The sequence below is a fragment of the Faecalibacterium sp. An77 genome (assembly GCF_002161315.1).
Taxonomy (GTDB): domain Bacteria; phylum Bacillota; class Clostridia; order Oscillospirales; family Ruminococcaceae; genus Faecalibacterium.
Map to the genome: position 1 here is coordinate 1 of NZ_NFHK01000033.1, position 22,177 is coordinate 22,177.

Consider the following 22,177-nt stretch of genomic DNA (forward strand, 5'->3'; position numbering starts at 1 on the left):
TTCTCGTGTTCCTGAATGTGGCTGTATTTTCTGGGCATAGCAAAGACCTCCTGTAGTAGTTTTATTCTACCACAGGAGGCCTTCTTTTTTCACTGTCTACTTTTACTGGAGCGGTTCACTTTTGCGGGAAAGGCCCGGGCGTTCGTTTTGTTCAGGATTCGGGTTCTTCCAGCTGCTGCAGCAGGTGGTCCAGCTGTTCAAAGGTATACAGCCGGTTGAATACCTCCAGCATTTCCTTTTTGGAAAGTCTCGGCGGCAGCCCCAGGGCTCCCAGCAGCCGGTATTTCCGCTCGGCGGCCCCTGCGGTACCCGACAGGCCCCAGTCGTACAGGTCGGTGTAGGTGACGGCCCGGCCGGTCCGGGGGGCGGCGGGCTGGTCGGCCTCGCTGCCCAGAGCCTGCCGCAGGCTGCGGAGGATCACCTCGTCGGGCACCCCCTCCACCCCCAGCAGGCCCTCCTTGCCGGGGGCGGCCTTGCGGCGCTCCTTGCCCGGCATGGCCGGGACATAGGCCTGGACCACGTGTTCCTCCCCCACCAGGTTGGTGATGTAGGTGCGGATCTGGAACCCCGCCTTGTCCGAGTCGGTCAGGAGAATCAGGCCGTTTTGCTCTGCCAGCTGCTTGAGAAGCCGCTGGCGTTTTTTGTCCGAAAACACCGCGAACCCGCCCGTCAGCAGGATCATGGCGTCGGTGAGGCCGGCCAGGCGGGCGGCGTCGTATTTGCCCTCCACCACCAGCACCCGGCCGGTATGCAGACGTTCGCTCATCGGCTGCCTCCTTCCATGGCCAGGCGGCACAGGGCCATTTCCAGCAGCACCTGGGGGTTCACCGGCTGGCCCTTGAGGTTTTTGTCCAGTTCCAGCAGGATATTCAGGCACCGCTTGAGCTGGGGCAGGGTGTAGCCTGCCGCCGTCTGGGCCGACCGCTTGAGCCGGAAATCACTGCCCTTGTACCCGAAGTCCTTGAACACGGCGGTGTAGTTCTTTTTGTTCTGCTGGCCCAGCTTGACCCGGTACAGGTCCACGTAGCTGCCGATCAGGGCGGCGGTGATGGCGATGGGTTCCTGCTGAAGCCGCAGCAGAACCTGCAGTTTCTTGCAGGCGGCGGCCGCGTTGCGGGCGGTCACCATCCGCACCATCTCAAAGACGTCCGCCTCCAGGCTCACCACACCCATGTCGGCCACCAGAGCCGGGGTGATGGTGCGGTAGCCCGAGGCCGCCGCCAGCTTGTCCACCTCGTTTTCCAGCAGGTAGGGGTCATCGCCGCAGCGGTCCAGCAGGGCCGAGGCCGCCGGGCCGGTCAGTTCGGCCCCCTGGGCCTGGGCCCGGTCGGTCATCATCTGCCGCAGCTGGGCGGGGCCGGGCTTGGCCAGTTCCTCGGCCCAGCCCAGCTTTTTGCACTGGGCAATCAGCCGCTGGGCCCGCTTGCCCGGCTTGGCCTTGCCGGTGCGCTCGGCCTCAAAGACGCTGCCCAGCACCAGCACGGCGTTTTCCAGGCTGGCCACCGTGTCCATGAAGGCTTCCAGGTCTTTTTCGCTGTAGGCCCCGGGGTCCACCTCGGGCAGGCAGACCACACGCCGTGTGCCGAAAAACGAGATGGTGCCCGCCGCCATCACCAGCTGCTCCACGTCGGGAGCCGACCCGTCCAGCACCGTCATCTCCTCCTCTGCCCCCTGGGCCAGCAGGCGGCAGGCCGCCTGCACCGCCTGGTGCACCAGATATTTCTCGGTGGAGTAAAAATAGAACACCGGGCAGCCCTGTTCCGCCAGGACCGCCAGCTTGGTTTCTGCGGGCATCGCGCCTCGCCTCCTTTGTCATTGCCGGACCCGCACGCCCCCGCCCGGCCGCAGCAGCAGCCCGGACGCCCGGGGCGTGTCCGGGTCCATCCAGTCGTATTCCTTGAGCGCCAGCACCCCTTCCCACCGGAAGGCCGACGGGTCGGAGGGAGAGGCCAGCAGCCAGTCCACCTCCATGGTTTGGGCCAGCTCAAAGGTGCCGTTGACCGCTGCCAGCCGCCACCGGCCCACCGTCACAAGGGCGGCCCGGCCCTGGGGCAGGCAGAGGACTTCCACTTTCATATCGCCCCGCTGGCCCCGGTAGGTGGCATAATCTCCCAGCCCCGACGCCAGAATCACCCGGTCCGCCTCGGGGCGGGTCACCCGGGAGGGTTCGCTGCGCAAATCCACCAGCAGGCAGGGCTGGGACAGGCCGTGACTTTCCAGCCAGCCCTCCACCGCGGTGCGGCCGCTGCTGCCGCCCCGGTAGAGAACCACCGTCTGGCCGTTCTGGGTCAGGATCACCGAGGGGGTCTGGGTGCTGCCCACCAGGGCCACCTGCACCACATCCCGGCTCAGGACCACCGCCCCGCCGATCCCCACCGCAGCCGCCAGCACCAGCGCCGGCACCCAGAACCGGGCCCGGACCCGGCCCTGATAGGCCAGGTAGCACAGGCCCATCAGGATCAGGCTCACTGCGGCGGCATAGCGGCTGTCAAAAGCCATCTGGGCCCCGGGCCACTGGGACACCATCTCCACCCAGGCGTTCAGAAGCCGGGCCAGAGCTCCGGCTCCCATCGCCAGCAGATGATAGACCGGGTACAGTGCCGGCACCAGCCCGGTGAGGGCCGCCAGGATGCCCAGAATCATCATGGGCTGCACCACCCACAGGACGGCCACACCCGATATGAGCGCATAGGGGCTGGTGCTCATCCCCCGGAGAACCAGCACCGGGAAGGTGGCCGCCGAGGCGCACAGGGAGATGCACCCCGTGGTCCAGACCGCCCGCGCCAGCCGCAGAGCCGCCCGCTGGATCAGGGGCGCTTGTCCCATCCCCTCCCGGCGAAAGGCCGGGCGGTCGTTCAGCCTTTGGGTGCGGCGGCGGGCCAGGGCCGCCCCTGCCAGGGTGCCCATCACCGCCGCATAGGACAGTTCAAAGCCCACGTCGCAGACGGCGTAGCTGTTAAAGGCGCTCATCCCCAGCCCGGCCAGAGCCAGACTGGTCATGGCGTCGGCGGGGGCCATGACCCACACCCCAAAGGCCCCGATGGCCACCGCCGCGGCGGCCCGGAGCACCGACGGGGTAAAGCCGGTGATGCCGGTCAGCAGGACGGCCAGAGCCACCGGCCCCAGGGCCCGCAGCCGCAGAGCCCAGACCCTGCGCCGGCTGAAACAGCCCTCCATGGGCCGGGCGGGACGCAGCTGCATCTGGGCCAGCCGCACCCCGAACCGCCGGTACAGCTTAAAGCCCAGTTTGTCCGGCAGCAGCAGGGCCAGCTTCTGCCCTGCCGTCAGCCAGCGCTTCATATCCCACAGGGCCGGCAGGCCCATGCCGCACAGGATGGTGACGTGCATTCCGCTGACCACCAGCACATGGGACAGTCCCGCCGCCCGGTAGGCGCTGTTCAGCTCGGTGGAAATCCGGTTTCGGTCCCCCACCACCATGGCGGCCAGGGCGCCGGCCTCGTCCCCTTCCATATCTTTGCACAGAGCATCGCTGAGGGTCTGCTGGAGCCGGGCCGACCAGGCCCGAAAGCCTTCCGCCTCTCCCAGACAGGCAAACTGCTGGCTGTAGTCGGCCAGAAAGACGATTTCGTCGGCGTAGCGGCCGGGACGGTCCTCCTGGCCGGGGGATTCCAGGGTGAAAATCCCCTCGATCCGATCCCCGGCCTCACAGGCCGGCAGGTTGTCGCACCAGCAGCAGAAGGACGCCTCCTGCCCCCGGACGCTCTCCACCCGCAGCCTGGCCCGGACATTCAGCCGGGTGTAACCCTCCCTTACCTCCTCCACGCTGGCCACCAGGCGGACGGTGGTGTTGTCGTACCGGCTGGTGAGGGCTTCCAGCCGGGCCTGGGTGCGCAGGGTAAAGCCGATGCCCAGCATGGCCCCCGCCAGCAGCCAGGGTCCATATCCCCTGCGCCGCCCGCCCAGCAGCATCACCGCCAGGCAGATCCCGACAAAGAAAGCCGCAAGCGGCCCGAGGGTCACCTGCGGCTCATAAGCAGCGATCAGCTGTGCGCTCAGCGCACCGGCAAAAAGTGCGCAGACCGGCCGCCTCACCCCATCAGTGGAAGAACAGGGGCAGCGGCTCCAGGAAGATGATGTCCTCCCGCTTGGCTGCGTCGCCCTCAGCCAGGACGGCGGCCTGGCCCACGATCTCGCAGTGGGTCTGCTCGGCCAGGGCGTCCAGGGCTTTCAGGGAACCGCCGGTGGAGATGACGTCATCCACCACCAGCACACGCTTGCCGCTCATCTGGTCCAGCTCCTTGCGGTCGATGACCAGCTTCTGCTTGCCGGCGGTGGTGATGGACTGGTCCTCCACGATGACCGGGTCCTTCATATACAGCTTGACGTTCTTGCGGGCGCAGACATAGGGTTTGCCGCTCTGACGGCTCATCTCGTGGGCCAGGGGGATGCCCTTGGCCTCGGCGGTGAGCAGGATGTCAAAGTCGGGGCACTTTTTCAGCAGCTCGGCGGCTGCGGCCACCGTCAGCTCACTGTCACCCAGCATGATGAAGGCCGCAATGTCCATGTGGTCGTTCACCTTGCAGATGGTCAGCTCGCGGGTCAGGCCCGCGACCTTCAAAGTATAGGTTTCAGCCATGTTGTGATTCTCTCCTTTTTCCGATCCGGGCTCTCAGCCTGCGGGCCAGCCCATGGGGCGCTTGGCCATCACATGGAAGTGCAGGTGCTTGACGCTCTGGCCGGCGTCCTCGCCCACGTTGGACACGATGCGGTAGCCGCCGTCGCAGCCCAGGTCATTGCACAGTTTGGCGATGGTGGCGAAGATGTGGCCCAGCAGGGCCCCGTCCGCCTCGGTCAGGGCTGCGGCCGAGGGAATGTGCTTTTTGGGGATGACGAGGAAGTGGACCGGGGCCTGGGGGTCGATGTCATAAAAGGCCAGCAGCTGGTCGTCCTCGTACAGCTTGTTGGAGGGAATTTCCCCCGCAGCGATCTTACAGAACAGGCAGTCATCCATGGTTGTGACAGCTCCTTTCGTGGGTGAATCTGCCGGCAGCGCCCGGCCGGGGGCCGGTTTCTGCCGTTATCAGTCAGCGCGGCGTCCAAAGCCGCGCGCGGGCCGTGGATCAGGCCATCTGGCGGCCGGCCACCTCGCCTGCAGCCTGCAGGGCCTCGTCGATCTTGGTGGCGTCCTTCAGGCCGGCCATGGCGAAGTCGGGCTTGCCGCCGCCCTTGCCGCCTGCAATGGCCGACAGCTCCTTGACCAGGTTGCCGGCCTTGAGGCCCTTGGCCTGGGCCAGCTTGTTGACGGCCACGGCCATGGTGGTCTTGCCGTTGTCGCTGCCCACCAGGACGGCCACCACCGGGTTGACGGCCTTGTCGCGGATGGTATCGCACATGCCGCGCAGGGTGTCGCTGGCGGTGCCGGTGAAGTAGGCGGTGACGATCTTGACGCCGTTGACCTCGTTGGCGTTCTTGAACAGGTCGGTGACCTTGGAGGCAGCTACCTCAGCCTTGAGGGTATCCAGCTCCTTGGTCAGGGCCTTGTTCTCGGCCATGACGGCCTCGGCACGGGCGGCCAGGTCGGCCACGTTGTTGGCCTTGAGGGCGGCGGCGGTCTGGCGCAGGGTCAGCTCGTTGGCGTTGGCCCGCATCAGCAGGTTCTTGCCGGTGACGGCCTCAATGCGGCGGATGCCGGCGGCCACAGAGGACTCGCTGACAATCTTGAAGCAGCCGATCTGGGCGGTGTTCTTGACGTGGGTGCCGCCGCAGAACTCGGTGGACCAGCCGCAGACGTCCACGACGCGGACGATCTCGCCGTACTTCTCGCCGAACAGGGCCATGGCGCCCATCTTCTTGGCCTCGTCCAGCGGCATGCTGCGGACGTTGACCTCCAGGGCCTCATAGATCTTGTCGTTGACGATCTGCTCCACCCGGGCCAGTTCCTCAGGGGTCACGGCGCTGAAGTGGGTGAAGTCGAAGTGGGTCACATGGGCATCCTGATAGGAGCCGGCCTGGTGGACGTGGTCGCCCAGGACCTCCCGCAGGGCAGCCTGCAGCAGGTGGGTGGCGGTGTGGTTGCGGGCGATGGCCCAGCGGTACTCACGGTCCACCTGGGCGTTCAGCACGTCGCCCACGCGGACATAGCCGTTCTCCAGCACGCAGGTGTGGACGAAGTAGCCCTTGGGGGTCTTCTTCACGTCCAGCACGCGCAGAGTGCAGTTGTCGCCGGTGAGGACGCCGTGGTCAGCGGTCTGGCCGCCCATCTCGGCGTAGAAGGGGGTCTTGTCCAGCACCACCAGCACGCCTTCCTTGGCCTGGTCGTCGGTGGCGATGGCGTCGGTGAGGGTCTCCTCGTCCGACAGGGCCACCACGGTGCCCTGGTCGTTCAGGGTGTCATAACCGGTAAAGACGGTGGGGGCAGCCTCCAGAGAGCCGAACAGGTCGGCGCTCCAGCCCGAAATATTCTTCTTGAGGCGCTCGGCGCGGGCCCGCTCCTTCTGCTTGGTCATCTCGGCGTGGAAGCCCTCCTCGTCCACCTCGATGCCCTGCTCGGCGGCGATCTCGCGGGTCAGGTCCAGGGGGAAGCCGAAGGTGTCGTTCAGCTTAAAGACATCCAGGCCGCTCAGGACGTGCTGATGGGCCTTCTCGATGCCGTCGATGAGGGTGTTGAGGATGTTCATGCCGGCGTCGATGGTCCGGGCAAAGTTGGCCTCCTCGGTGCCCACCACCTTCTTGATGTAGGCGGCGTGCTCACGCAGCTCGGGGTATGCGCTCTCGCTGGACTGGATGACGGTCTCCACCAGGTCCACCAGGAAGGGGCCCTGGATGCCCAGCAGACGGCCGTGACGGGCGGCGCGGCGCAGCAGGCGGCGCAGCACGTAGCCGCGGCCCTCGTTGGAGGGCAGGATGCCGTCCGACACCATAAAGGTGCAGCTGCGGATGTGGTCGGTGATGACGCGGATGGAGATGTCGGTCTTGTCGTTCTGCTTGTAGGTCTTGCCGGCGATGTGCTCCACATGGTGCAGCACGCTCTGGACGGTGTCCACCTCAAACAGGTTGCCCACGCCCTGCATCACGCAGGCCAGACGCTCCAGGCCCATGCCGGTATCGATGTTGGGCTTGGGCAGGCGGTCATAGTGGCCCTTGCCGTCCGAATCGAACTGGCTGAACACCAGGTTCCAGATCTCCATATAGCGGTCGCAGTCGCAGCCGGGGCCGCAGGTGGGCTTGCCGCAGCCGTACTCGATGCCGCGGTCAAAGTAAATCTCGGAGCAGGGGCCGCACGGACCGGAGCCGTGCTCCCAGAAGTTGTCCTCCTTGCCCATGCGGACCATGTGGTCGGGGGCGATGCCCACCTTCTGGGTCCAGATGTCATAGGCCTCGTCGTCTTCCAGGTAGACCGAGATATACAGCCTGTCCTTGGGGATGGCCATCCACTGGTCGCTGGTCAGGAACTCCCATGCCCAGGGAATGACCTCCTCCTTGAAGTAATCCTGGAAGGAGAAGTTGCCCAGCATCTCAAAGAAGGTGCCGTGGCGTGCGGTGATGCCCACCCGCTCGATGTCGGGGGTGCGGATGCACTTCTGGCAGGTGGTGACCCGGTGGCGGGGCGGCTCCTCCTGGCCCAGGAACCACTTCTTCATGGGGGCCATGCCGCTGTTGATCAGCAGCAGGCTGGGGTCGTCCTTGGGCACCAGGGGGAAGCTGCCCAGGCGCAGATGACCTTTGCCCTCGAAGAAGCTCAGGTATTTTTCACGCAGTTCATTCAAACCGGTCCATTGCATAAACGATTCTCTCCTTGCTCTGCCCCGCCATGCGGGGCCTGAATATAAACGGCAGCGCGGCGAAAACAAAAGCAGCCCCCGCCCCGACAAGGGACGAAGGCTGCCGTAACTGCTCCGTGGTACCACCCAACTTGCGGCGGGCCGGGTGGCCTGCCGCCTCTTTTGCCGCAATAACGCTGCGCCGCGCCCGGCTTGTTTCGCCGGGAGCTCGAGGGTGGCATGGAACGTGAACAGCCGGAGGGCCTCACAGCTGAAAAACCCTCTCTCTGAACGGCTGGGCGCACATTCCTGGCCCTGTCATCGCCAAATAACCTTTTTGATTTCAGGCGGGCGGCAGGGGGCCACACCCCCGGCCGCACCACTCAAATTATAAGCATGTACAGCGTTTTTGTCAACTGTTTCGATCAAAATTCCAGCGTAGGGCTGACCTCATTGCGCCGCTGGGTCTGGACAATGCAGTCCTTGCCGGGCACGGCCCCCGCCGCGCCCAGGGTGGTGAACACCGTCTGCAGCGCCAGGGCGGGAGTGTTGTTCTCCTGGGACAGGTGGCACAGGGCGAACTTTTCGCAGCCCTGCTGCACCAGCTCGGCCAGCTTTTCGCTGCACTCGTCGTTGGACAGATGGCCCCGGGGGCTCTCGATGCGGGCCCGCAGGTAATAGGGATAGGGCCCGTTGCGCAGCATATAGGGGTCGTAGTTGCTCTCCAGGGCCACCAGGTCGCACCCGGCCAGGGCGGCATGGACCGCCGGGGTCAGGACCCCCAGGTCGGTGGCAATGGACATCACTTTCCCCTCGGGGGTGGTGATGCGGTAGCCCACGCAGGGCACGTCATGGCTGGTGGGGAAAGCCCGCACCCCGAACCCGCCGATTTCCTCCTCGTCGCCGGTCTGGGGGTCCAGCACATGGACCGGGCACCCCGCCGGCAGCACGCCGCCGGCCTCCAGCGCATCCAGGGTGGCCTGGGCCCCGTACACCGGCAGCAGATGCCGTTTGAGGAAGGTGGCCAGGCCCTTGACGTGGTCGCTGTGCTCGTGGGTAATGAGGATGCCGGCGCAGTCCGCGGCCTGGAGCCCCACCTCCCGCAGCGCGCCGGTGGTGACCCGCACCCCCTTGCCCATGTCGATGAGCAGGCAGCGGCCGCCGCTGCGGACCACGCTGCAGTTGCCCGAGGAACCGGAATAAAGCGAGATGAATTCTGCCATGGGGGAAAAGGGCCCTCCCTGCCCTGGGTGTACAACGAATCAAAGGAGCCGCGCCAGGCCGGTGCGACTCCAGGGATTCAGGGTTGGTTCGGTTTTGTTACAGAGCCTGCTCCAGAGCGGCGGGGACCCGCTCCACCTTGCGGATGTCGGCCCCCAGGCCCTGCAGCTTTTCCACAATGTTTTCGTAGCCGCGCTCGATGTGGCTGATCTCCTCGATCTCGCTGGTGCCGTCGGCCATCAGGGCCGCCACCACCATGGCCGCGCCGGCCCGCAGGTCGCTGGCGTGGAGGGGGGCGGGCATCAGCCGCTCCACCCCTTCGATCACCGCCACCTGGCCGTCCACCTGGATGTTGGCCCCCATCTTCCGCAGTTCATCCACATAGCGGAAACGGTTGTCCCAGATGCCCTCGGTGATGGTGCTGGTGCCCTTGGCCACGCTGAGCAGCACGCCCATCAGGGGCTGCATGTCGGTGGGGAAGCCCGGGTGGGGCATGGTGTTGATCTTGGTGGGCAGGATGGGCCCGGTGCGGGTGACCCGGACCGCGTCGTCAAACTCCTCCACCTCGGCCCCGCAGCGCCGCAGCTTGGCGGTGATGGGTTCCAGGTGCTTGGGGGTAACGTTGTGAATCATCACGTCGCCGCCGGTGGCCGCCGCGGCCACCATATAGCTGCCGGCCTCGATCTGGTCGGGGATGATGCTGTAGGTGCAGCCGTGCATCTGGCTGACGCCCCGGACTTTAATCACGTCGGTGCCGGCGCCGCGGACGTCCGCGCCGCACATGTTCAGGAAGTTGGCCAGGTCCACCACATGGGGCTCCTTGGCGCAGTTTTCCAGGATGGTCTGGCCCTCGGCCATCACCGCCGACAGCATGGCGTTCATGGTGGCGCCCACGCTCACCTTATCAAAGAAGATGCGGGCGCCCTGCAGCTTCTCCTTGGCCCGGACAGTGATCATGCCGTAATCCACACTGTCCTGGGCGCCCAGAGCGCTGAAGGCCTTCAGGTGCTGGTCGATGGGGCGGGGGCCCAGATTGCACCCGCCGGGCATGGCCACCTGGGCCTTGCCAAAGCGGGACAGCAGCGCCCCCAGGAAATAGTAGCTGGCCCGCATCTGCCGGGACAGGTCGTCCGGCACGTTGGTGCTGACCAGATGGGTGGTGTCGATCTCGTAGGTGTTGCGGTTGAGCATCCGCACCTGAGCGCCCAGGGCGCTGAGGATGTTCAGGCTGACGGATACGTCGCTGATGTTGGGCAGATTCTCGATCACACAGACGCCGGCCGCCAGGATGGTGGCGGGCAGGATGCCCACCGCCGCATTTTTGGCGCCCGAAATAGCGACTTCGCCCTGCAGGGGCTTGCCGCCGGTAATTACAAACTTCTCCAAAGTAATGATCTCCTTCATGGGTCCGCAGATTCAATAAACGTCCCACGCCGCACACGTTCCCTGCACCTAGACTGGATTTTTGTACACAGCCAGGCGGATTTTCAGGGCAGCGCAAACACGCCGTTTCCCTTGCGGCTCACCCTATTATACACAACTCCAGGAAAAAAGCAAAGTTTCAGGCCAGAGGTTTTCTCTTATTTTCTGTTTTGCCCAGATTCTCCATATTCATTCGTATTTTTTCTCTCTTTTACACAGAATACACATATTTCCTCCGGGCGTCAAGAGGCAGTTACCACACCCGGTCCTGGACCTCGGCCTCCTTGATCCAGCCCAGCTGATAGGCAGCCACCAGCTGTTTGAGGTCATGTACCTTTTCCCGCAGGGTCTCGCCCTCGTCGATGTCCTCCACCAGCACCCGGTGGTTCTCCTGTTCCAGGATGTTTTCCCGGGAGACGATGTCGATGTTTTCGGTGATGGCCTTTTCGGCGCTGATGAAAGGCTGATGGGTCCGCAGGGACATATCCCGGCTGGAATAGGTCAGGGTGTAGCCGGCGATGCCGGTTTTCTCGTGGTAGGCCCGGCAGAACCCGCCGTCAATGACAATCAGCCGGCCGCCCCCCTTGATGGGGCTCTCGCCGTTTTTCTCCTTCACCGGCACATGGCCGTTGATGATGTGGCAGGACCCCGGCAGCCCGAATTCGGACAGAATCCGCCGGCAGGCGGCCTCGTCGTTGTACCAGGTATAATAGGGGTCCTTCACCTCGGCATGGGTGGCGGGGTCGGCCACATAGATCCGCTCAAAGGTGGTCATGGCGCTGCGGCCGAACAGGGGCGACAGCTTGCCGCACCACAGATACCACAGGAAATCCTGGCCGCTCTGGCGGGCGGCGCTGCCCTCGGGGCTGTAGTAGCCCCGGCGGGCCCGCTCGTCGCAGTAGTCCATCAGGGCCCGGCCCGAATAGGTCCGGCCCTCGAACCGCTCGGAGGCAAAGGACCCCTTCTCGGTCATGGGCACCGCCCCGTGGTAGAGGAGGTTGCCGTTTTCGATGTGGTAGACGCTGCCCTTGGCGTACAGGAACCGGACGTGCTGCTGGAGCTTTTCGCTCTGGCGGAAGGAGGCCACCAGCCGGTCAATCACCATCTGCTCGTCCTCGTTGAGGGCGGCGGGGTTGGCGGGGTCCACGGTGGGGAAACTGGTGTCCCGCAGGGGGTAGTCCTTCCCGGCGATGTTCACCGTCCCCTTCTCCCAGTCGATCCGGCGCAGGTAGTCCCGGCCTTCCATCTGAAAATCGGGGTTGCGGTCGATGACGGCGCACTCCAGCTTGAATAGGATGATGGAGATGGCCTTGTGCATGACGGCGCAGCGGTGGAGCATTCCCTCGGTGTAGGGGCCCCGGGCGGCGTCGGTGTGGGGCATCCAGATGGACAGGTCGTCCTGGCCGTAGTATTGGTCGGCCAGCCGCTGGAGATGCCGCAGGTTGATGCCGTAGATGTCCTCCAGCATCCCGTGGTTGTGGTAGGCCAGGGTGGTTTTCATGACGGTGGCGGCACAGATGGGGCTGCCGGCGGCGGCGCCCATCCACACCACATCGTGGTTGCCCCACTGGATATCCACGCTGTGATGCCGCAGCAGCAGGTCCAGAATGATGTCGGGCCGGGGGCCCCGGTCAAACAGGTCCCCCACAATATGGAGTTTGTCCACCGCCAGCCGCTTGATCAGCTCGCACAGGCGGGTGATGAACCGGTCGGCCCGGCCGTTCTCGATGATGCTGCCCACGATCTGGCCGTAATACAAATCCTTGTCGTGGTCCTCGAAATGGGCGTGGAGCAGCTCGTCCAGCACATAGCCGCAGCCCGAGGGCAGGCAGGACCGGACGTGGTTGCGGGTGTGTTTGGAGGACACCAGACGGCAGATATCAATGAGGCGCAGCAGGGTCTCGCTGTACCAGTTTTCCAGGGCGGACTGGCTGGGCTGGCGGGCCTTGAGCTGGGGCAGCTTTTCCGCCGGGTAATAGATCAGGGTGGCCAGCTCGGCCCGGGTCTCGGCGGGAACCGATTCCCCCAGGACGGCGTCCACCTTCTCCCGGATCACCCCCGAGGCCGAGTTCAGGATGTGGACAAAGGCCTCGTTTTCCCCGTGGAGGTCGCTCATAAAGTGTTCGGTGCCCTTGGGCAGCTTGAGCAGGGCCTGGGTGCTGATGATCTCGCTGGCGGCCGCCGCCTGGGACGGGTAGTCCCGGGCCAGCAGGTTCAGGTATTTCAGATTTTTGCGGATTTCGTCGGTTTCGGTCTGCATGGATCATCCCTCCTTGCGCGCCGGAGCGCGGCGCAATGCTTCTCAATCCGTTCTTTTCAAAGGATACAAGTTTTTTCAATACTCAGTATAACACGCCGGGCAGAAAAAATGGTATACTGTTTGCAGGTCAAATCCGTAAATCTTTTGGAAGGGACTTTATGCACTATGTCTACAACCTTCACCATCCCCAGCCGCTGTGACCTGTGCCCCCGGCGCTGCGGCGCAGACCGCGCCGCCGGCCGGGCCGGATACTGCGGCGCCGCCGGCACCCTGAAAGTGGCCCGGGCGGCCCTCCACTTCTGGGAGGAGCCCTGCATCAGCGGCACCCGGGGCAGCGGCACCGTGTTTTTCTCGGGCTGCGCTCTGCGGTGCTGCTACTGCCAGAACTACCCCATCAGCGCCCAGGCCTTCGGCAAGGAAATCACCGTGGAGCGGCTGGCCGAAATTTTCCTGGACCTTCAGGCCCAGGGGGCCCACAACATCAACCTGGTGACCCCCGGCCAGTGGCAGCCCTGGATTATGGCCGCCCTGGACCAGGCCCGGGCCGCCGGGCTGCACCTGCCCATCGTCTGCAACACCGGCGGCTATGAAACCGTCGAGAGCGTGGCCCGCTGGGCGGGGTACATCGACATCTGGCTGGCCGACCTGAAATACATCTCCCCTGCCCTGGCGGCCGACCTGTCCGCCGCCCCCGACTACCCCGCCGCCGCCAAAGCCGCCATCGAGGCCATGCTGGCCCAGGCGGGCCGCCCCGTCTTTGACGGCGAGGGCATCCTCCAGCGGGGTGTGATTCTGCGGCACCTGGCCATCCCCGGCCACACGGATGACAGTTTCCGGGTACTGGACCAGATGGCCGCCTGGAACGACGCCGCCCCCGGCTGTTTCCTGCCCAGCCTCATGAGCCAGTTCACCCCCTTCTATCAGGCCGCCGACCACGGCATCGGGCGGCGGATCACCACCTACGAATACCGCCGGGTGGTGAACTACGCCATGGACAAGGGCCTCACCACCGGATACATGCAGCAGAAGAGCAGCGCCCGGGAGGAATACACCCCCAGCTTTGACCTGACGGGGGTGTAAGGGGCGGATTTCGGCGTCGCGGCGCTGAAATCCCCGCATTTTGATCCAAATGCACAGCAGGTTTCCACAAATTTTGGCACATTGCCTCCAACGTTTTGGGAAAGCTGCTTGAAATTCTCTGCGAAAAGCAATATAATGGATACAACACTGAACGTGCGGCCTTTGGGGCCTGCACCCGCCCGCCCACCGGGAACTTGAAGGAGGAGCCCTATGGAACACTACAATCCTCTGTTGAGCAGAGATACCGACGCGCCGAAATTCATCACCTGCGGTGAGATCATGCTCCGTCTGACCCCGCCGAACTACGAAAAAATCCGCATGGCCTCCAGCTTTGAGGCCAGCTACGGCGGCAGCGAGGCCAACATCGCCCTGGCGCTGGCCAACCTGGGCGTGGACAGCACCTTTTTCAGCGTGGTGCCCAACAACAGCCTGGGCAAGAGCGCGGTCCGCATGCTGCGCTCCAACGACGTCCACTGCACTCCCATGATTCTGGCCACCCAGCAGGATGTCCCCACCCACCGTCTGGGCACCTACTACCTGGAGACCGGCTACGGCATCCGGGCGTCCAAGGTCACCTACGACCGCAAGCACAGCGCCATCACCGAGTACGATTTCTCCCGGGTGGACCTGGAGGCCCTGCTGGACGGCTACGACTGGCTGCACCTGAGCGGCATCACCCCGGCCCTGGCCCCCAACTGCCGGGCCCTGACCATGGACCTGCTGAAAACCGCCAAGAAAAAGGGCCTGACCGTCAGCTTTGACGGCAACTTCCGCAGCACCCTGTGGAGCTGGGAGGATGCCCGGGACTTCTGCACCGAGTGCCTGCCCTATGTGGACGTGCTGCTGGGCATCGAGCCCTACCACCTGTGGAAGGACGAGAACGACCATTCCAAGGGCGACTGGAAGGACGGCGTGCCCCTGCAGCCCAGCTATGAGCAGCAGGACGAGATCTTCCAGCGGTTCATTGAGCGGTATCCCAACATCAAGTGCATCGCCCGCCATGTGCGCTACGCCCACAGCGGCAGCGAGAACAGCCTGAAGGCCTTCATGTGGCTGGACGGCCATACCTTCGAGAGCAAGCTGTTCACCTTCAACATTCTGGACCGCGTGGGCGGCGGCGACGCCTTCGCCAGCGGCCTGATCTACGCCATGCTCCACAACTACAAGGCCATGGACATCATCAACTTTGCGGTGGCCAGCAGCGCCATCAAGCACACCATCCACGGCGACGCCAACATCACCGACGACGTGGGCACCATCCGCAACCTGATGAACATGAACTACGACATCAAGCGTTAACGTTCCCCCAAAACCACCGCACCCCCGGACGCCCACAGCGCCCGGGGGTGTTTTTTGTTGGGAACGGACCGGCGCACCGGGTTTTACACCTGGATGGTCTGGCCGGTGGAAAGATAGGCCAGATGGTCCATGTACTCCTTCATAAAGGCGTACTGCTTGCGGCCGGTGCAGTGGCAGGTGTAGAATTCGGTGCCGTAGGCCGACAGCTGCCGGGCGTAGCCCGCCAGGGCGTCGTCCAGGGGCATGGTGTTGAAGTGGAAGCCGCCCACCAGCACATCCGGCCGGAACCAGTCCACAATGTTCAGAATCCCCTTGTGGGAGCACCCGCTGATCAGCACCCGCCGCCCGGCGTCCTCGATCAGGAGATAGTGCTCGTGGCGGAAGTCCTCGGGCTGGAATGCCCCGTCCTCCTCCACCGTCAGGCCGAAGCTGCCCAGGTCCTCCCGCTTGGGCAGGCCGTTGCAGGTGGCCAGGGTCAGGCCGGGGGCAATCTCTTCCCGGTCCCCCACAAAGCGGAGCCGGGGACTGGCCGCCAGGGCTGTGTCCAGGCCGATGTACCGCTCCTCCCCGTGGTAGTGGGGCTCAAAGGCGTGCTGGTTCAGGTAGACCGGGGCGGTCTGGTTCAGCTCCAGAAACCGGGCCAGGCCGCCGCCGTGGTCGTAGTGTCCGTGGGACAGCACCGCCAGGTCCACCCCCGCCAGGTCGATGCCCAGGGCCTCGGCGTTGCGGGCAAAGAGATCGGTCTGCCCCATATCAAACAAAATCCTGTGGCCCAGGGCCTCAATGTAGAGGGAGAGGCCGTGTTCCTTGTCCAGGCGCTCGTCGGAGGTGGTGTTTTCCACCAGCGCTGTGATGTTGATCATTGTTTCACCGCCTTTTCGGATTGTGCCGGGGCCCTCCGGCCGCCGGCTTTGGCTTTATTATAGCGCATTTCGCCCCAAAAGGGAACGCGCCCCCGCCCTGGGGCAAGAAAATCCCGTCCCGGGGGTTGACATTTTTCCACAGTTGTCTATACTGGACGGTGGACATGAAAACAGGGGCGCCGAAAGGCTGAGATCCGCACAAGCGGAGTACCCTCCAACCTGATCCGGGTAATGCCGGCGTAGGTAAGTTTGCGGAACGTCCGGTTTTGTAAACACCCCATGCGCCTGCTGCAAAGCGGGCGCTTTTGTTTTTGTGTACTACTTTTTTGAGGAGCGATTTCTGATGACCAAAACCTATTCCAAGACCCGCATCCTGGTGGAATGCGCCCTGATGATTGCGGTGGGCACCGTTCTGTCCAACATCCGCATCTTCACCATGCCCAACGGCGGCAGCGTCACCCTGCTGAGCATGCTGCCCTTTGTGCTGGTGTCCTTCCGCCACGGCGTCAAGTGGGGCCTGTTCACCGGCTTTGTGAACAGCCTGCTGCAGATGCTGCTGGGCTTCTGGGCTCCCCCGGTGCCCACCTTCCTGTACTTCCTGGGCGAGGTGCTGCTGGACTATGTGCTGGCGTTCATGGCCCTGGGCCTGGCCGAGCTGTTCGCCCGTCCCTTCTCCAACCGGGCGGTGGGCATCGCCGTGGGCACCTTCATGGCCGGCTTCCTGCGGTTCATGTGCAGCTTCCTGTCCGGCGTGCTGATCTGGGGCAACCTGAACGAGGGCCTGTCCGCCTGGGTCTACAGCCTGACCTACAACGCCAGCTACATGCTGCCCGAAACCATCATCACCCTGGTGGCCGCCCTGCTGATCTACAAGGCCGCGCCCCAGCTGTTCCTGGAGCAGGAAAAGGCCGCCGCCTGATTCAGCCAAGGTCTTTTGTATCTGCGTTGTTTTTCCGCCGCTTCCCGGATGCCGTCCGGGAGGCGGCATTTTTTTGCAAAAAATTGCAGAAAAACAGTTGACATTCCCCCTCTCCTCTGCTATAATAACTGACGTCGCCGGTGCACAGCACTTAAGACAGTCAAGAATATGGGGGTATAGCTCAGCTGGGAGAGCGCTTGAATGGCATTCAAGAGGTCAGCGGTTCGATCCCGCTTATCTCCACCAAGACACCTGCTTCAATCGAAGCGGGTGTTTTTTTGTTTGTATTGCCCGCGGCAGTCTAGTTCCGGCCGGCGGTTCGCCCATGCCCTGGCCCGGCTGACCGCCAGTCCCTGGGGCGCCCTCTGCCGGGACGAAACCGCAGCCTTTGCCGCTTTTTGAAGGATACCCGCAACAAAAGCCCCCGCCGGGAACGGCGGGGGCTTTGCTGTTTCTATGTGGGTTCAGGCTCAGTTTTTGGTACCGTTGTTGTCCTTGCCTTTTTTGCCGAAGCGATACTCCTTGCCCTCGCGGATGCGCTGGAGGTTGGAGCGGTGCATGTAGATGACCATGCCGGCCATAATGGCGCCGCCCACCGTCATCACCACCACATCGTGGAGGCCGTAGCCGCTCAGCAGGCCATAGGCCAGGGTCAGGAAGGGATAGGAGGCTGCTGCTGTAATGCTGCCCAGGGAGACCATGCCGGTGGGGATCAGGCAGACCAGGAAGACCACCATCAGGAAGGGAATCAGCACCGGCTGGACCGCCAGAATGGTGCCGGCCGCCACCAGGACGCCCTTGCCGCCCTTGAAGCCGAAGTAAATGGGCTTCAGGTGGCCGATGACCGCCAGAATGGCCGCCAGGTAGATCCCCAGGAACTGGGAGAACAGCTGGCCCGACATATAGCCGAACAGCCACCGGGCAATGCACACCGCAGCCACGCCCTTCAGCACGTCGCCGGCGGCGGTCATGGCGGCGGCCTTCTTGCCAAAGGTGCGCAGCATATTGGTCATACCGGCGGCGCCGCTGCCGTGGCGGCGGACGTCGTCGTGGTAGACAAACTTGGACACCAGGATGCCGGTGTCAATGCTGCCCAGCAGGTATGCCTCCAGGGCAACCGCCAGGACGATCAGAAAATCCATCAGCATAGGGATTCCTCCTTTGAATCAAGCAGCGGCAGGCCCTGTGTTCACACAGGCTGTATCTGCAGGACCCGCCTTCCTTCGCCGGTACCAAAAGCCCCGGCTGGCTGGCCGCATCCATGCAGGCCGGGGCCATTTCTTCCAGGGTTGATTACACGTCTTTCGCCCCGACCTGCCCGCTGCCGCGCTCGCGGACCACCAGGCGGATGGGGGTGTGTTCCAGGCTGAAGCTCTCGCGGATCTGGTTGATGAGGTACCGCTGATAGCTGAAGTGGAACAGGGGCTTGGAGTTGACAAAGGCCACAAACGTCGGCGGACGGGTGGAGGCCTGGGTCAGATAGAAGATTTTCAGGCGGCGGCCCTTGTCCGTGGGGGGCTGCACCCGGGCGGTGGCCCGGGCCAGCATCTCGTTCAGGACGCCGGTGGGCACGCGGGCGCCGTTCTGGGTGTCCACGTCCCGGATCAGCCGCATCAGCCGGTCGATGTTATAGCCGGTCTGGGCCGAAATAAAGATGATGGGCGCATAGCTCATGAAGCTGAAGCACTCGGCATACCCCCGGCGCTGCAGTTCCATGGTGTTGGTCTCTTTGCCCTCCACGGCGTCCCACTTGTTGACCACGATGATGCAGGCCTTACCCTGTTCGTGGGCATAGCCCGCAATCTTGCTGTCCTGCTCGGTGAAGCCCACGGTGGCGTCCACCAGGATCAGGGCCACCCGGCTGCGTTCCACCGCCGCCAGGGCCCGCACCACCATATACCGCTCCAGGCCTTCCTCAATGTTGGAGCGGCGGCGCAGGCCGGCGGTGTCGGTAAAGATGAACTTGCCATAGGCGTTGTCCACCGGGGTGTCGATGGCGTCCCGGGTGGTGCCGGCCTCGTCGGCCACGATCATCCGGTTTTCGCCCAGGATGCGGTTGGTCAGGCTGGACTTGCCCACGTTGGGCCGGCCGATGATGGCCACCGGAATCCGGTCCTCCTCCACCACCGTCTCGGAAAAGTCCAGATGGGCGCAGACGGCGTCCAGCAGGTCGCCGGTGCCATGGCCGTGGACCGCCGACACCGGCATCACCTCATCGAAGCCCAGGTTGTAGAACTCGTACATCTCGGCCGGCGGCTCGCCGACGCTGTCGCACTTGTTCACCGCCAGGATGATGGGCTTGTGGCTGCGGCGCAGCATGTGGGCCACCTCCTCGTCGGAGGAGGTCAGGCCCGAGCGGACGTCCACCACCATGATGATGCAGTCGGCGGTGTCGATGGCGATCTGGGCCTGCTGGCGCATATGGGCCAGGATGCCCTCGGTGGCCTTGGGCTCGATGCCGCCGGTATCCACCAGCAGCAGGTCGTGGCCCTGCCACTCGCAGGGCGCAAAAATGCGGTCCCGGGTGATGCCGGGGGTATCCTCCACAATGGCGAGGCGCTGGCCGCACAGTTTATTGAACAGGGTGGATTTGCCCACGTTGGGCCGGCCCACCACTGCGACAATGGGTTTACTCATTGGCTCATTTCCTCCTTCTTCGGCTTTCTGCGGCGGGAAATATGCAGCCCGCTGCGCAGCAGGGCGCGGGCCTCCTTGCCGCCGTCGGCCGGCAGGATCTCCACTTTGACCCCCAGGCGCCGGGCCAGTTCCTCCACCGTGATGCTGTCCAGGAACATATCCCGCTCACTGCGCAGCATCACTTCGGGCACGCCCAGCACACCGCTGGTCAGCTTGCCCGCGCACTGGTCGATGATATCGGTGGCGGTGACCAGGCCCGCCACCCCCACGTTGCCGCCGAAAAAGCGGTTCTGGATGGGGTGGACGGTCACCGAAATCATGGGGTACTGCCGGTGCAGTTCCTCCATCATGGCGGTGATGAGGGGGGCGGCCATGGTGCCGGTGACCACGTCCATCTTTTTCTCCTCATAGACCACGTGGGCCCGCTCCAGCTCGGCCCGGAAGCTGTCCTCATACAGCCGCCACATCCCCACGCCGTTTTCCAGCTGGGCGAAGTCCTCATAGAACTCCGCCGGCGGGATGGGACGCCCGGCGTTGAGATACCACTCGTCGCTGGGGTAGATGATCCGGACGCCATGGCGGGCCTTGGCCTCGTCGCCGAAGGCCTCCATGATGTCGATGACCTCGGCGCTGGACGCCGCATCGTAGGGGGTCTGCTGGTACAGCCCCTCCCGGTAGTCGGTGACCCCGCAGGGCACCGCCGCCACGCTCTGGACCATGGGGGCCAGGGCCAGCAGGTCGGTGAGGGTGCGGCGCAGCTCGTCCCCGTCGTTGACCCCGCGGCACAGCACCAGCTGGCAGTTCACCGCGATGCCCGCCTCCACCAGGCGGTAGAGGTATTTCAGGGTTTCGCCGCCGCGGCGGTTGGCCAGCATTTTGGAGCGGAGCTCGGGATTGGTGGTGTGGACCGAAATATTGATCGGCGAAATGTGCATCTTGATGATCCGGTCGATCTCGCGGTCGTGCATGTTGGTCATCGTGATGTAGTTGCCGAACAGGAAGGACAGACGCTCGTCGTCGTCCTTGAAATACAGGCTTTTGCGCATACCGGGGGGCAGCTGGTCGATGAAGCAGAAGATGCAGCGGTTGGCGCAGGAGTGCTTTTTGTCCCCCAGATAGGTGGCAAAATTGCAGCCGAAATCCTCGCCGGGCTGACGGGCCACGTCCCACTCCCGCAGGACGCCGTCCACCCGGGCGGTCAGATGAAAGCCGGGGCTGTCGGTATAAAACTGGTAGTCCAGCGCGTCGTTGATGGCGTTGCCGTCCACCGACAACAGCTCATCCCCGGGGCCCAGGCCCAGCGCCTGGGCGTCGCTGCCCGCAGCGACGGTATCAATCTTCATGGCCATAGGCGCCGCCTCCTTTCGCAATGCGTCTCAAAACGCGAAGAAGGGGAAGGCGCGGCACGCCCTCCCCTTCTGTCATACATCCATGATGCCACCAAGTAAAATGCAAATCAGCCCTTCTTGATGACTTCCTCGCCCTTGTAGTAGCCGCAGTTGCCGCAGGCCTGGTGGGGGAGCTTGAAAGAGCCGCAGTTGCTGCACTTCACCAGCGTGGGGGCCTCCAGCTTCCAGACGTTGCTGCGACGCTTATCGCGGCGGGCCTTGGAAAGATGTCTCTTGGGTACTGCCATAGTTTGCACCTCCTTGGATGGAATATCAATTCAGCAGTGATTTCAGTACGCTCAGCCTCGCATCCGGCTGTGCGCTTTGTTCCGGCGCAGCCGGGCAGGAGCAGGGACGTTTGCGCCCGCATTGGGGACACAGCCCCGGGCAGTCGGCACTGCACAACAGGACCGTGGGGACCTGGAACAAAAACTCCTGGTAGAGCCAGTCGTCCAGATCGATGCAGCCCGCCTCGTTGACGGGCAGCTCAAAATCCGGGTCGTCCAGGTCGCGTTCCCGCGCCGTCCAGCCCGCATCCACCTGTACCTCAAGCTGGACAGGGTCGAGACAGCGTGCGCATTCGCCATGCACCGATGCGCTTGCCTGCAAAGTCATCCGCACTTCGTCCCCGTCGGCCTCCGCTGCAAAGCGGGCGGCCACAGGCGCCTCGATGCGGGACCCGGCAAAATCACGCCCCGTCAGGTCGCAGTCAAAAGTCTGCTCCTGTCTGGCGCGGCCGGATGCGATGAACCTTCTTAGGTCAAATTGCATAGTACACCTCTAAAAAGCTGCCTTGTAAGTATAGCGCCAAAGGGGGTCTGTGTCAAGCCCCAAATTGCGCACAAATGGGAAAAATTTCATTCTTTTGTGCCGGGACCGGGCAAGGCCGGCGCGCCCTGAGCACACCGGCCTGTCCGAAATTTTTCAGAATGAAACCGTCCGAGACCTTTTACAGGTACTTCTTGACGTTGTGGGGCAGCATGGACTCGTCGGCGCTGACGGTGACGGTCACGCGGACAGTGTCGCCGGCGATGGCGGCCATCTCGTCCAGAACCACGCCCAGACGGTTGATGTCGTGATCGAGGACCTTCAGGATGCCGTCGATGTAGACATCGGTGATATCATAGTTGCTGGCCATCAGGCCTGCGACGAAGCCATACAGCATCTCGCCGCCCTGGATCTTGTACTCTTCGAGGTCGATGAGGCGGGCTGCCGATGCGATATCGTAGGTGAGCTTCATGCCCTTCTCCACCACGACGACGTTGCCCTTGCTGGTACGGACCGACTCGTTAATCATGTCGATCATAGCCTTGGTCTTTCCCGAACCCTTGGTGCCAACAATCAGTCTAATCATAGTCATTGCCTCC

Annotated in this window: 19 protein-coding genes, 1 tRNA gene and 1 riboswitch; of the genes, 4 read left to right on the forward strand and 16 right to left on the reverse strand. The window is 63.9% G+C overall.

Annotated features, from left to right (window positions below; all coding sequences use genetic code 11):
• Window positions 1–151: 151 nt before the first annotated feature.
• The 9 genes from B5G28_RS10350 to B5G28_RS10390 form a co-directional block, all read right to left on the reverse strand.
• Window positions 152–766 carry a DUF4093 domain-containing protein gene (locus B5G28_RS10350; RefSeq protein ID WP_087248502.1) on the reverse strand — a complete coding sequence of 205 codons (615 nt, stop codon included), beginning with the start codon at window positions 764–766 and terminating at the stop codon, window positions 152–154.
• On the reverse strand, window positions 763–1,794 hold the full coding sequence (gene holA, locus B5G28_RS10355) for a DNA polymerase III subunit delta (protein WP_087248504.1): 1,032 nt from the start codon (window positions 1,792–1,794) through the stop codon (window positions 763–765). Before holA ends, B5G28_RS10350 begins: the two co-directional genes overlap by 4 nt.
• Before the next feature lie 18 nt (window positions 1,795–1,812).
• Window positions 1,813–3,981, reverse strand: a complete 2,169-nt coding sequence (locus B5G28_RS10360; protein WP_087248506.1) for a ComEC/Rec2 family competence protein — start codon at window positions 3,979–3,981, stop codon at window positions 1,813–1,815.
• Window positions 3,982–4,057: 76 nt separating this feature from the next.
• Complete coding sequence (locus tag B5G28_RS10365) at window positions 4,058–4,597, reverse strand: phosphoribosyltransferase family protein (protein ID WP_087248507.1); 540 nt, start codon at window positions 4,595–4,597, stop codon at window positions 4,058–4,060.
• A gap of 33 nt (window positions 4,598–4,630) precedes the next feature.
• On the reverse strand, window positions 4,631–4,972 hold the full coding sequence (locus B5G28_RS10370; protein ID WP_087248509.1) for a histidine triad nucleotide-binding protein: 342 nt from the start codon (window positions 4,970–4,972) through the stop codon (window positions 4,631–4,633).
• A 109-nt stretch (window positions 4,973–5,081) separates the two neighbouring features.
• On the reverse strand, window positions 5,082–7,742 hold the full coding sequence (gene alaS, locus B5G28_RS10375; RefSeq protein ID WP_087248511.1) for an alanine--tRNA ligase: 2,661 nt from the start codon (window positions 7,740–7,742) through the stop codon (window positions 5,082–5,084).
• A 404-nt stretch (window positions 7,743–8,146) separates the two neighbouring features.
• A complete protein-coding gene (locus B5G28_RS10380; RefSeq protein ID WP_087248513.1) occupies window positions 8,147–8,944 on the reverse strand; it encodes an MBL fold metallo-hydrolase in 798 nt (265 codons plus the stop codon).
• A 97-nt stretch (window positions 8,945–9,041) separates the two neighbouring features.
• A complete protein-coding gene (locus B5G28_RS10385) occupies window positions 9,042–10,328 on the reverse strand; it encodes a UDP-N-acetylglucosamine 1-carboxyvinyltransferase (protein ID WP_143405427.1) in 1,287 nt (428 codons plus the stop codon).
• Window positions 10,329–10,617: 289 nt separating this feature from the next.
• Complete coding sequence (locus tag B5G28_RS10390) at window positions 10,618–12,624, reverse strand: fructose-1,6-bisphosphatase (protein ID WP_087248517.1); 2,007 nt, start codon at window positions 12,622–12,624, stop codon at window positions 10,618–10,620.
• 165 nt (window positions 12,625–12,789) lie between these two features.
• On the opposite strand from B5G28_RS10390, the gene B5G28_RS10395 reads away from it, so the two are divergent.
• Both B5G28_RS10395 and B5G28_RS10400 read left to right on the forward strand, forming a co-directional pair.
• Complete coding sequence (locus tag B5G28_RS10395) at window positions 12,790–13,704, forward strand: 4Fe-4S cluster-binding domain-containing protein (protein ID WP_087248519.1); 915 nt, start codon at window positions 12,790–12,792, stop codon at window positions 13,702–13,704.
• Between the two features lie 210 nt (window positions 13,705–13,914).
• Window positions 13,915–15,003: a sugar kinase gene (locus B5G28_RS10400; protein WP_087248521.1), complete on the forward strand. Its 1,089-nt coding sequence runs from the start codon at window positions 13,915–13,917 to the stop codon at window positions 15,001–15,003.
• Between the two features lie 83 nt (window positions 15,004–15,086).
• Here B5G28_RS10400 and B5G28_RS10405 read toward each other — a convergent pair whose 3' ends face one another.
• A complete protein-coding gene (locus tag B5G28_RS10405; protein WP_087248524.1) occupies window positions 15,087–15,866 on the reverse strand; it encodes an MBL fold metallo-hydrolase in 780 nt (259 codons plus the stop codon).
• A gap of 162 nt (window positions 15,867–16,028) precedes the next feature.
• Window positions 16,029–16,130: riboswitch (TPP riboswitch) on the forward strand.
• A gap of 79 nt (window positions 16,131–16,209) precedes the next feature.
• Between B5G28_RS10405 and thiT the strand changes: the two genes are divergently transcribed.
• Together thiT and B5G28_RS10415 are read left to right on the forward strand one after the other, a co-directional pair.
• On the forward strand, window positions 16,210–16,785 hold the full coding sequence (gene thiT, locus B5G28_RS10410; RefSeq protein ID WP_087248526.1) for an energy-coupled thiamine transporter ThiT: 576 nt from the start codon (window positions 16,210–16,212) through the stop codon (window positions 16,783–16,785).
• Window positions 16,786–16,955: 170 nt separating this feature from the next.
• Window positions 16,956–17,031: transfer RNA gene (locus B5G28_RS10415), tRNA-Ala, on the forward strand.
• Window positions 17,032–17,255: 224 nt separating this feature from the next.
• Here the strand turns inward: B5G28_RS10415 and plsY are convergent.
• From plsY to B5G28_RS10445, 6 genes are all read right to left on the reverse strand, one after another.
• Entirely contained in the window at window positions 17,256–17,933 is a 678-nt protein-coding gene (gene plsY, locus B5G28_RS10420) for a glycerol-3-phosphate 1-O-acyltransferase PlsY (RefSeq protein ID WP_087248528.1), read from the reverse strand.
• A gap of 145 nt (window positions 17,934–18,078) precedes the next feature.
• Window positions 18,079–19,422, reverse strand: a complete 1,344-nt coding sequence (gene der, locus B5G28_RS10425) for a ribosome biogenesis GTPase Der (protein ID WP_087248530.1) — start codon at window positions 19,420–19,422, stop codon at window positions 18,079–18,081.
• Window positions 19,419–20,771 (reverse strand): DUF512 domain-containing protein, encoded by a 1,353-nt coding sequence (locus B5G28_RS10430; RefSeq protein WP_087248532.1) that lies wholly within the window; start codon window positions 20,769–20,771, stop codon window positions 19,419–19,421. Before B5G28_RS10430 ends, der begins: the two co-directional genes overlap by 4 nt.
• Before the next feature lie 107 nt (window positions 20,772–20,878).
• Window positions 20,879–21,058: a 50S ribosomal protein L32 gene (gene rpmF, locus B5G28_RS10435; protein ID WP_087248534.1), complete on the reverse strand. Its 180-nt coding sequence runs from the start codon at window positions 21,056–21,058 to the stop codon at window positions 20,879–20,881.
• 25 nt (window positions 21,059–21,083) lie between these two features.
• Window positions 21,084–21,581, reverse strand: coding sequence for a YceD family protein (locus tag B5G28_RS10440; RefSeq protein WP_087248536.1), 498 nt, complete (start codon window positions 21,579–21,581; stop codon window positions 21,084–21,086).
• A 178-nt stretch (window positions 21,582–21,759) separates the two neighbouring features.
• Window positions 21,760–22,164 (reverse strand): ATP-binding protein, encoded by a 405-nt coding sequence (locus B5G28_RS10445; protein ID WP_087248538.1) that lies wholly within the window; start codon window positions 22,162–22,164, stop codon window positions 21,760–21,762.
• Window positions 22,165–22,177 lie beyond the last annotated feature (13 nt).

Bases quoted from the DNA above. Each gene is read 5' to 3' on its own strand.
- B5G28_RS10350 (WP_087248502.1), bottom strand. From the start codon at position 766: ATGAGCGAACGTCTGCATACCGGCCGGGTGCTGGTGGTGGAGGGCAAA.
- holA (WP_087248504.1), bottom strand. From the start codon at position 1,794: ATGCCCGCAGAAACCAAGCTGGCGGTCCTGGCGGAACAGGGCTGCCCG.
- B5G28_RS10365 (WP_087248507.1), bottom strand. From the start codon at position 4,597: ATGGCTGAAACCTATACTTTGAAGGTCGCGGGCCTGACCCGCGAGCTG.
- B5G28_RS10370 (WP_087248509.1), bottom strand. From the start codon at position 4,972: ATGGATGACTGCCTGTTCTGTAAGATCGCTGCGGGGGAAATTCCCTCC.
- alaS (WP_087248511.1), bottom strand. From the start codon at position 7,742: ATGCAATGGACCGGTTTGAATGAACTGCGTGAAAAATACCTGAGCTTC.
- B5G28_RS10380 (WP_087248513.1), bottom strand. From the start codon at position 8,944: ATGGCAGAATTCATCTCGCTTTATTCCGGTTCCTCGGGCAACTGCAGC.
- B5G28_RS10390 (WP_087248517.1), bottom strand. From the start codon at position 12,624: ATGCAGACCGAAACCGACGAAATCCGCAAAAATCTGAAATACCTGAAC.
- B5G28_RS10395 (WP_087248519.1), top strand. From the start codon at position 12,790: ATGTCTACAACCTTCACCATCCCCAGCCGCTGTGACCTGTGCCCCCGG.
- B5G28_RS10400 (WP_087248521.1), top strand. From the start codon at position 13,915: ATGGAACACTACAATCCTCTGTTGAGCAGAGATACCGACGCGCCGAAA.
- B5G28_RS10405 (WP_087248524.1), bottom strand. From the start codon at position 15,866: ATGATCAACATCACAGCGCTGGTGGAAAACACCACCTCCGACGAGCGC.
- thiT (WP_087248526.1), top strand. From the start codon at position 16,210: ATGACCAAAACCTATTCCAAGACCCGCATCCTGGTGGAATGCGCCCTG.
- plsY (WP_087248528.1), bottom strand. From the start codon at position 17,933: ATGCTGATGGATTTTCTGATCGTCCTGGCGGTTGCCCTGGAGGCATAC.
- der (WP_087248530.1), bottom strand. From the start codon at position 19,422: ATGAGTAAACCCATTGTCGCAGTGGTGGGCCGGCCCAACGTGGGCAAA.
- B5G28_RS10430 (WP_087248532.1), bottom strand. From the start codon at position 20,771: ATGGCCATGAAGATTGATACCGTCGCTGCGGGCAGCGACGCCCAGGCG.
- rpmF (WP_087248534.1), bottom strand. From the start codon at position 21,058: ATGGCAGTACCCAAGAGACATCTTTCCAAGGCCCGCCGCGATAAGCGT.
- B5G28_RS10440 (WP_087248536.1), bottom strand. From the start codon at position 21,581: ATGCAATTTGACCTAAGAAGGTTCATCGCATCCGGCCGCGCCAGACAG.
- B5G28_RS10445 (WP_087248538.1), bottom strand. From the start codon at position 22,164: ATGATTAGACTGATTGTTGGCACCAAGGGTTCGGGAAAGACCAAGGCT.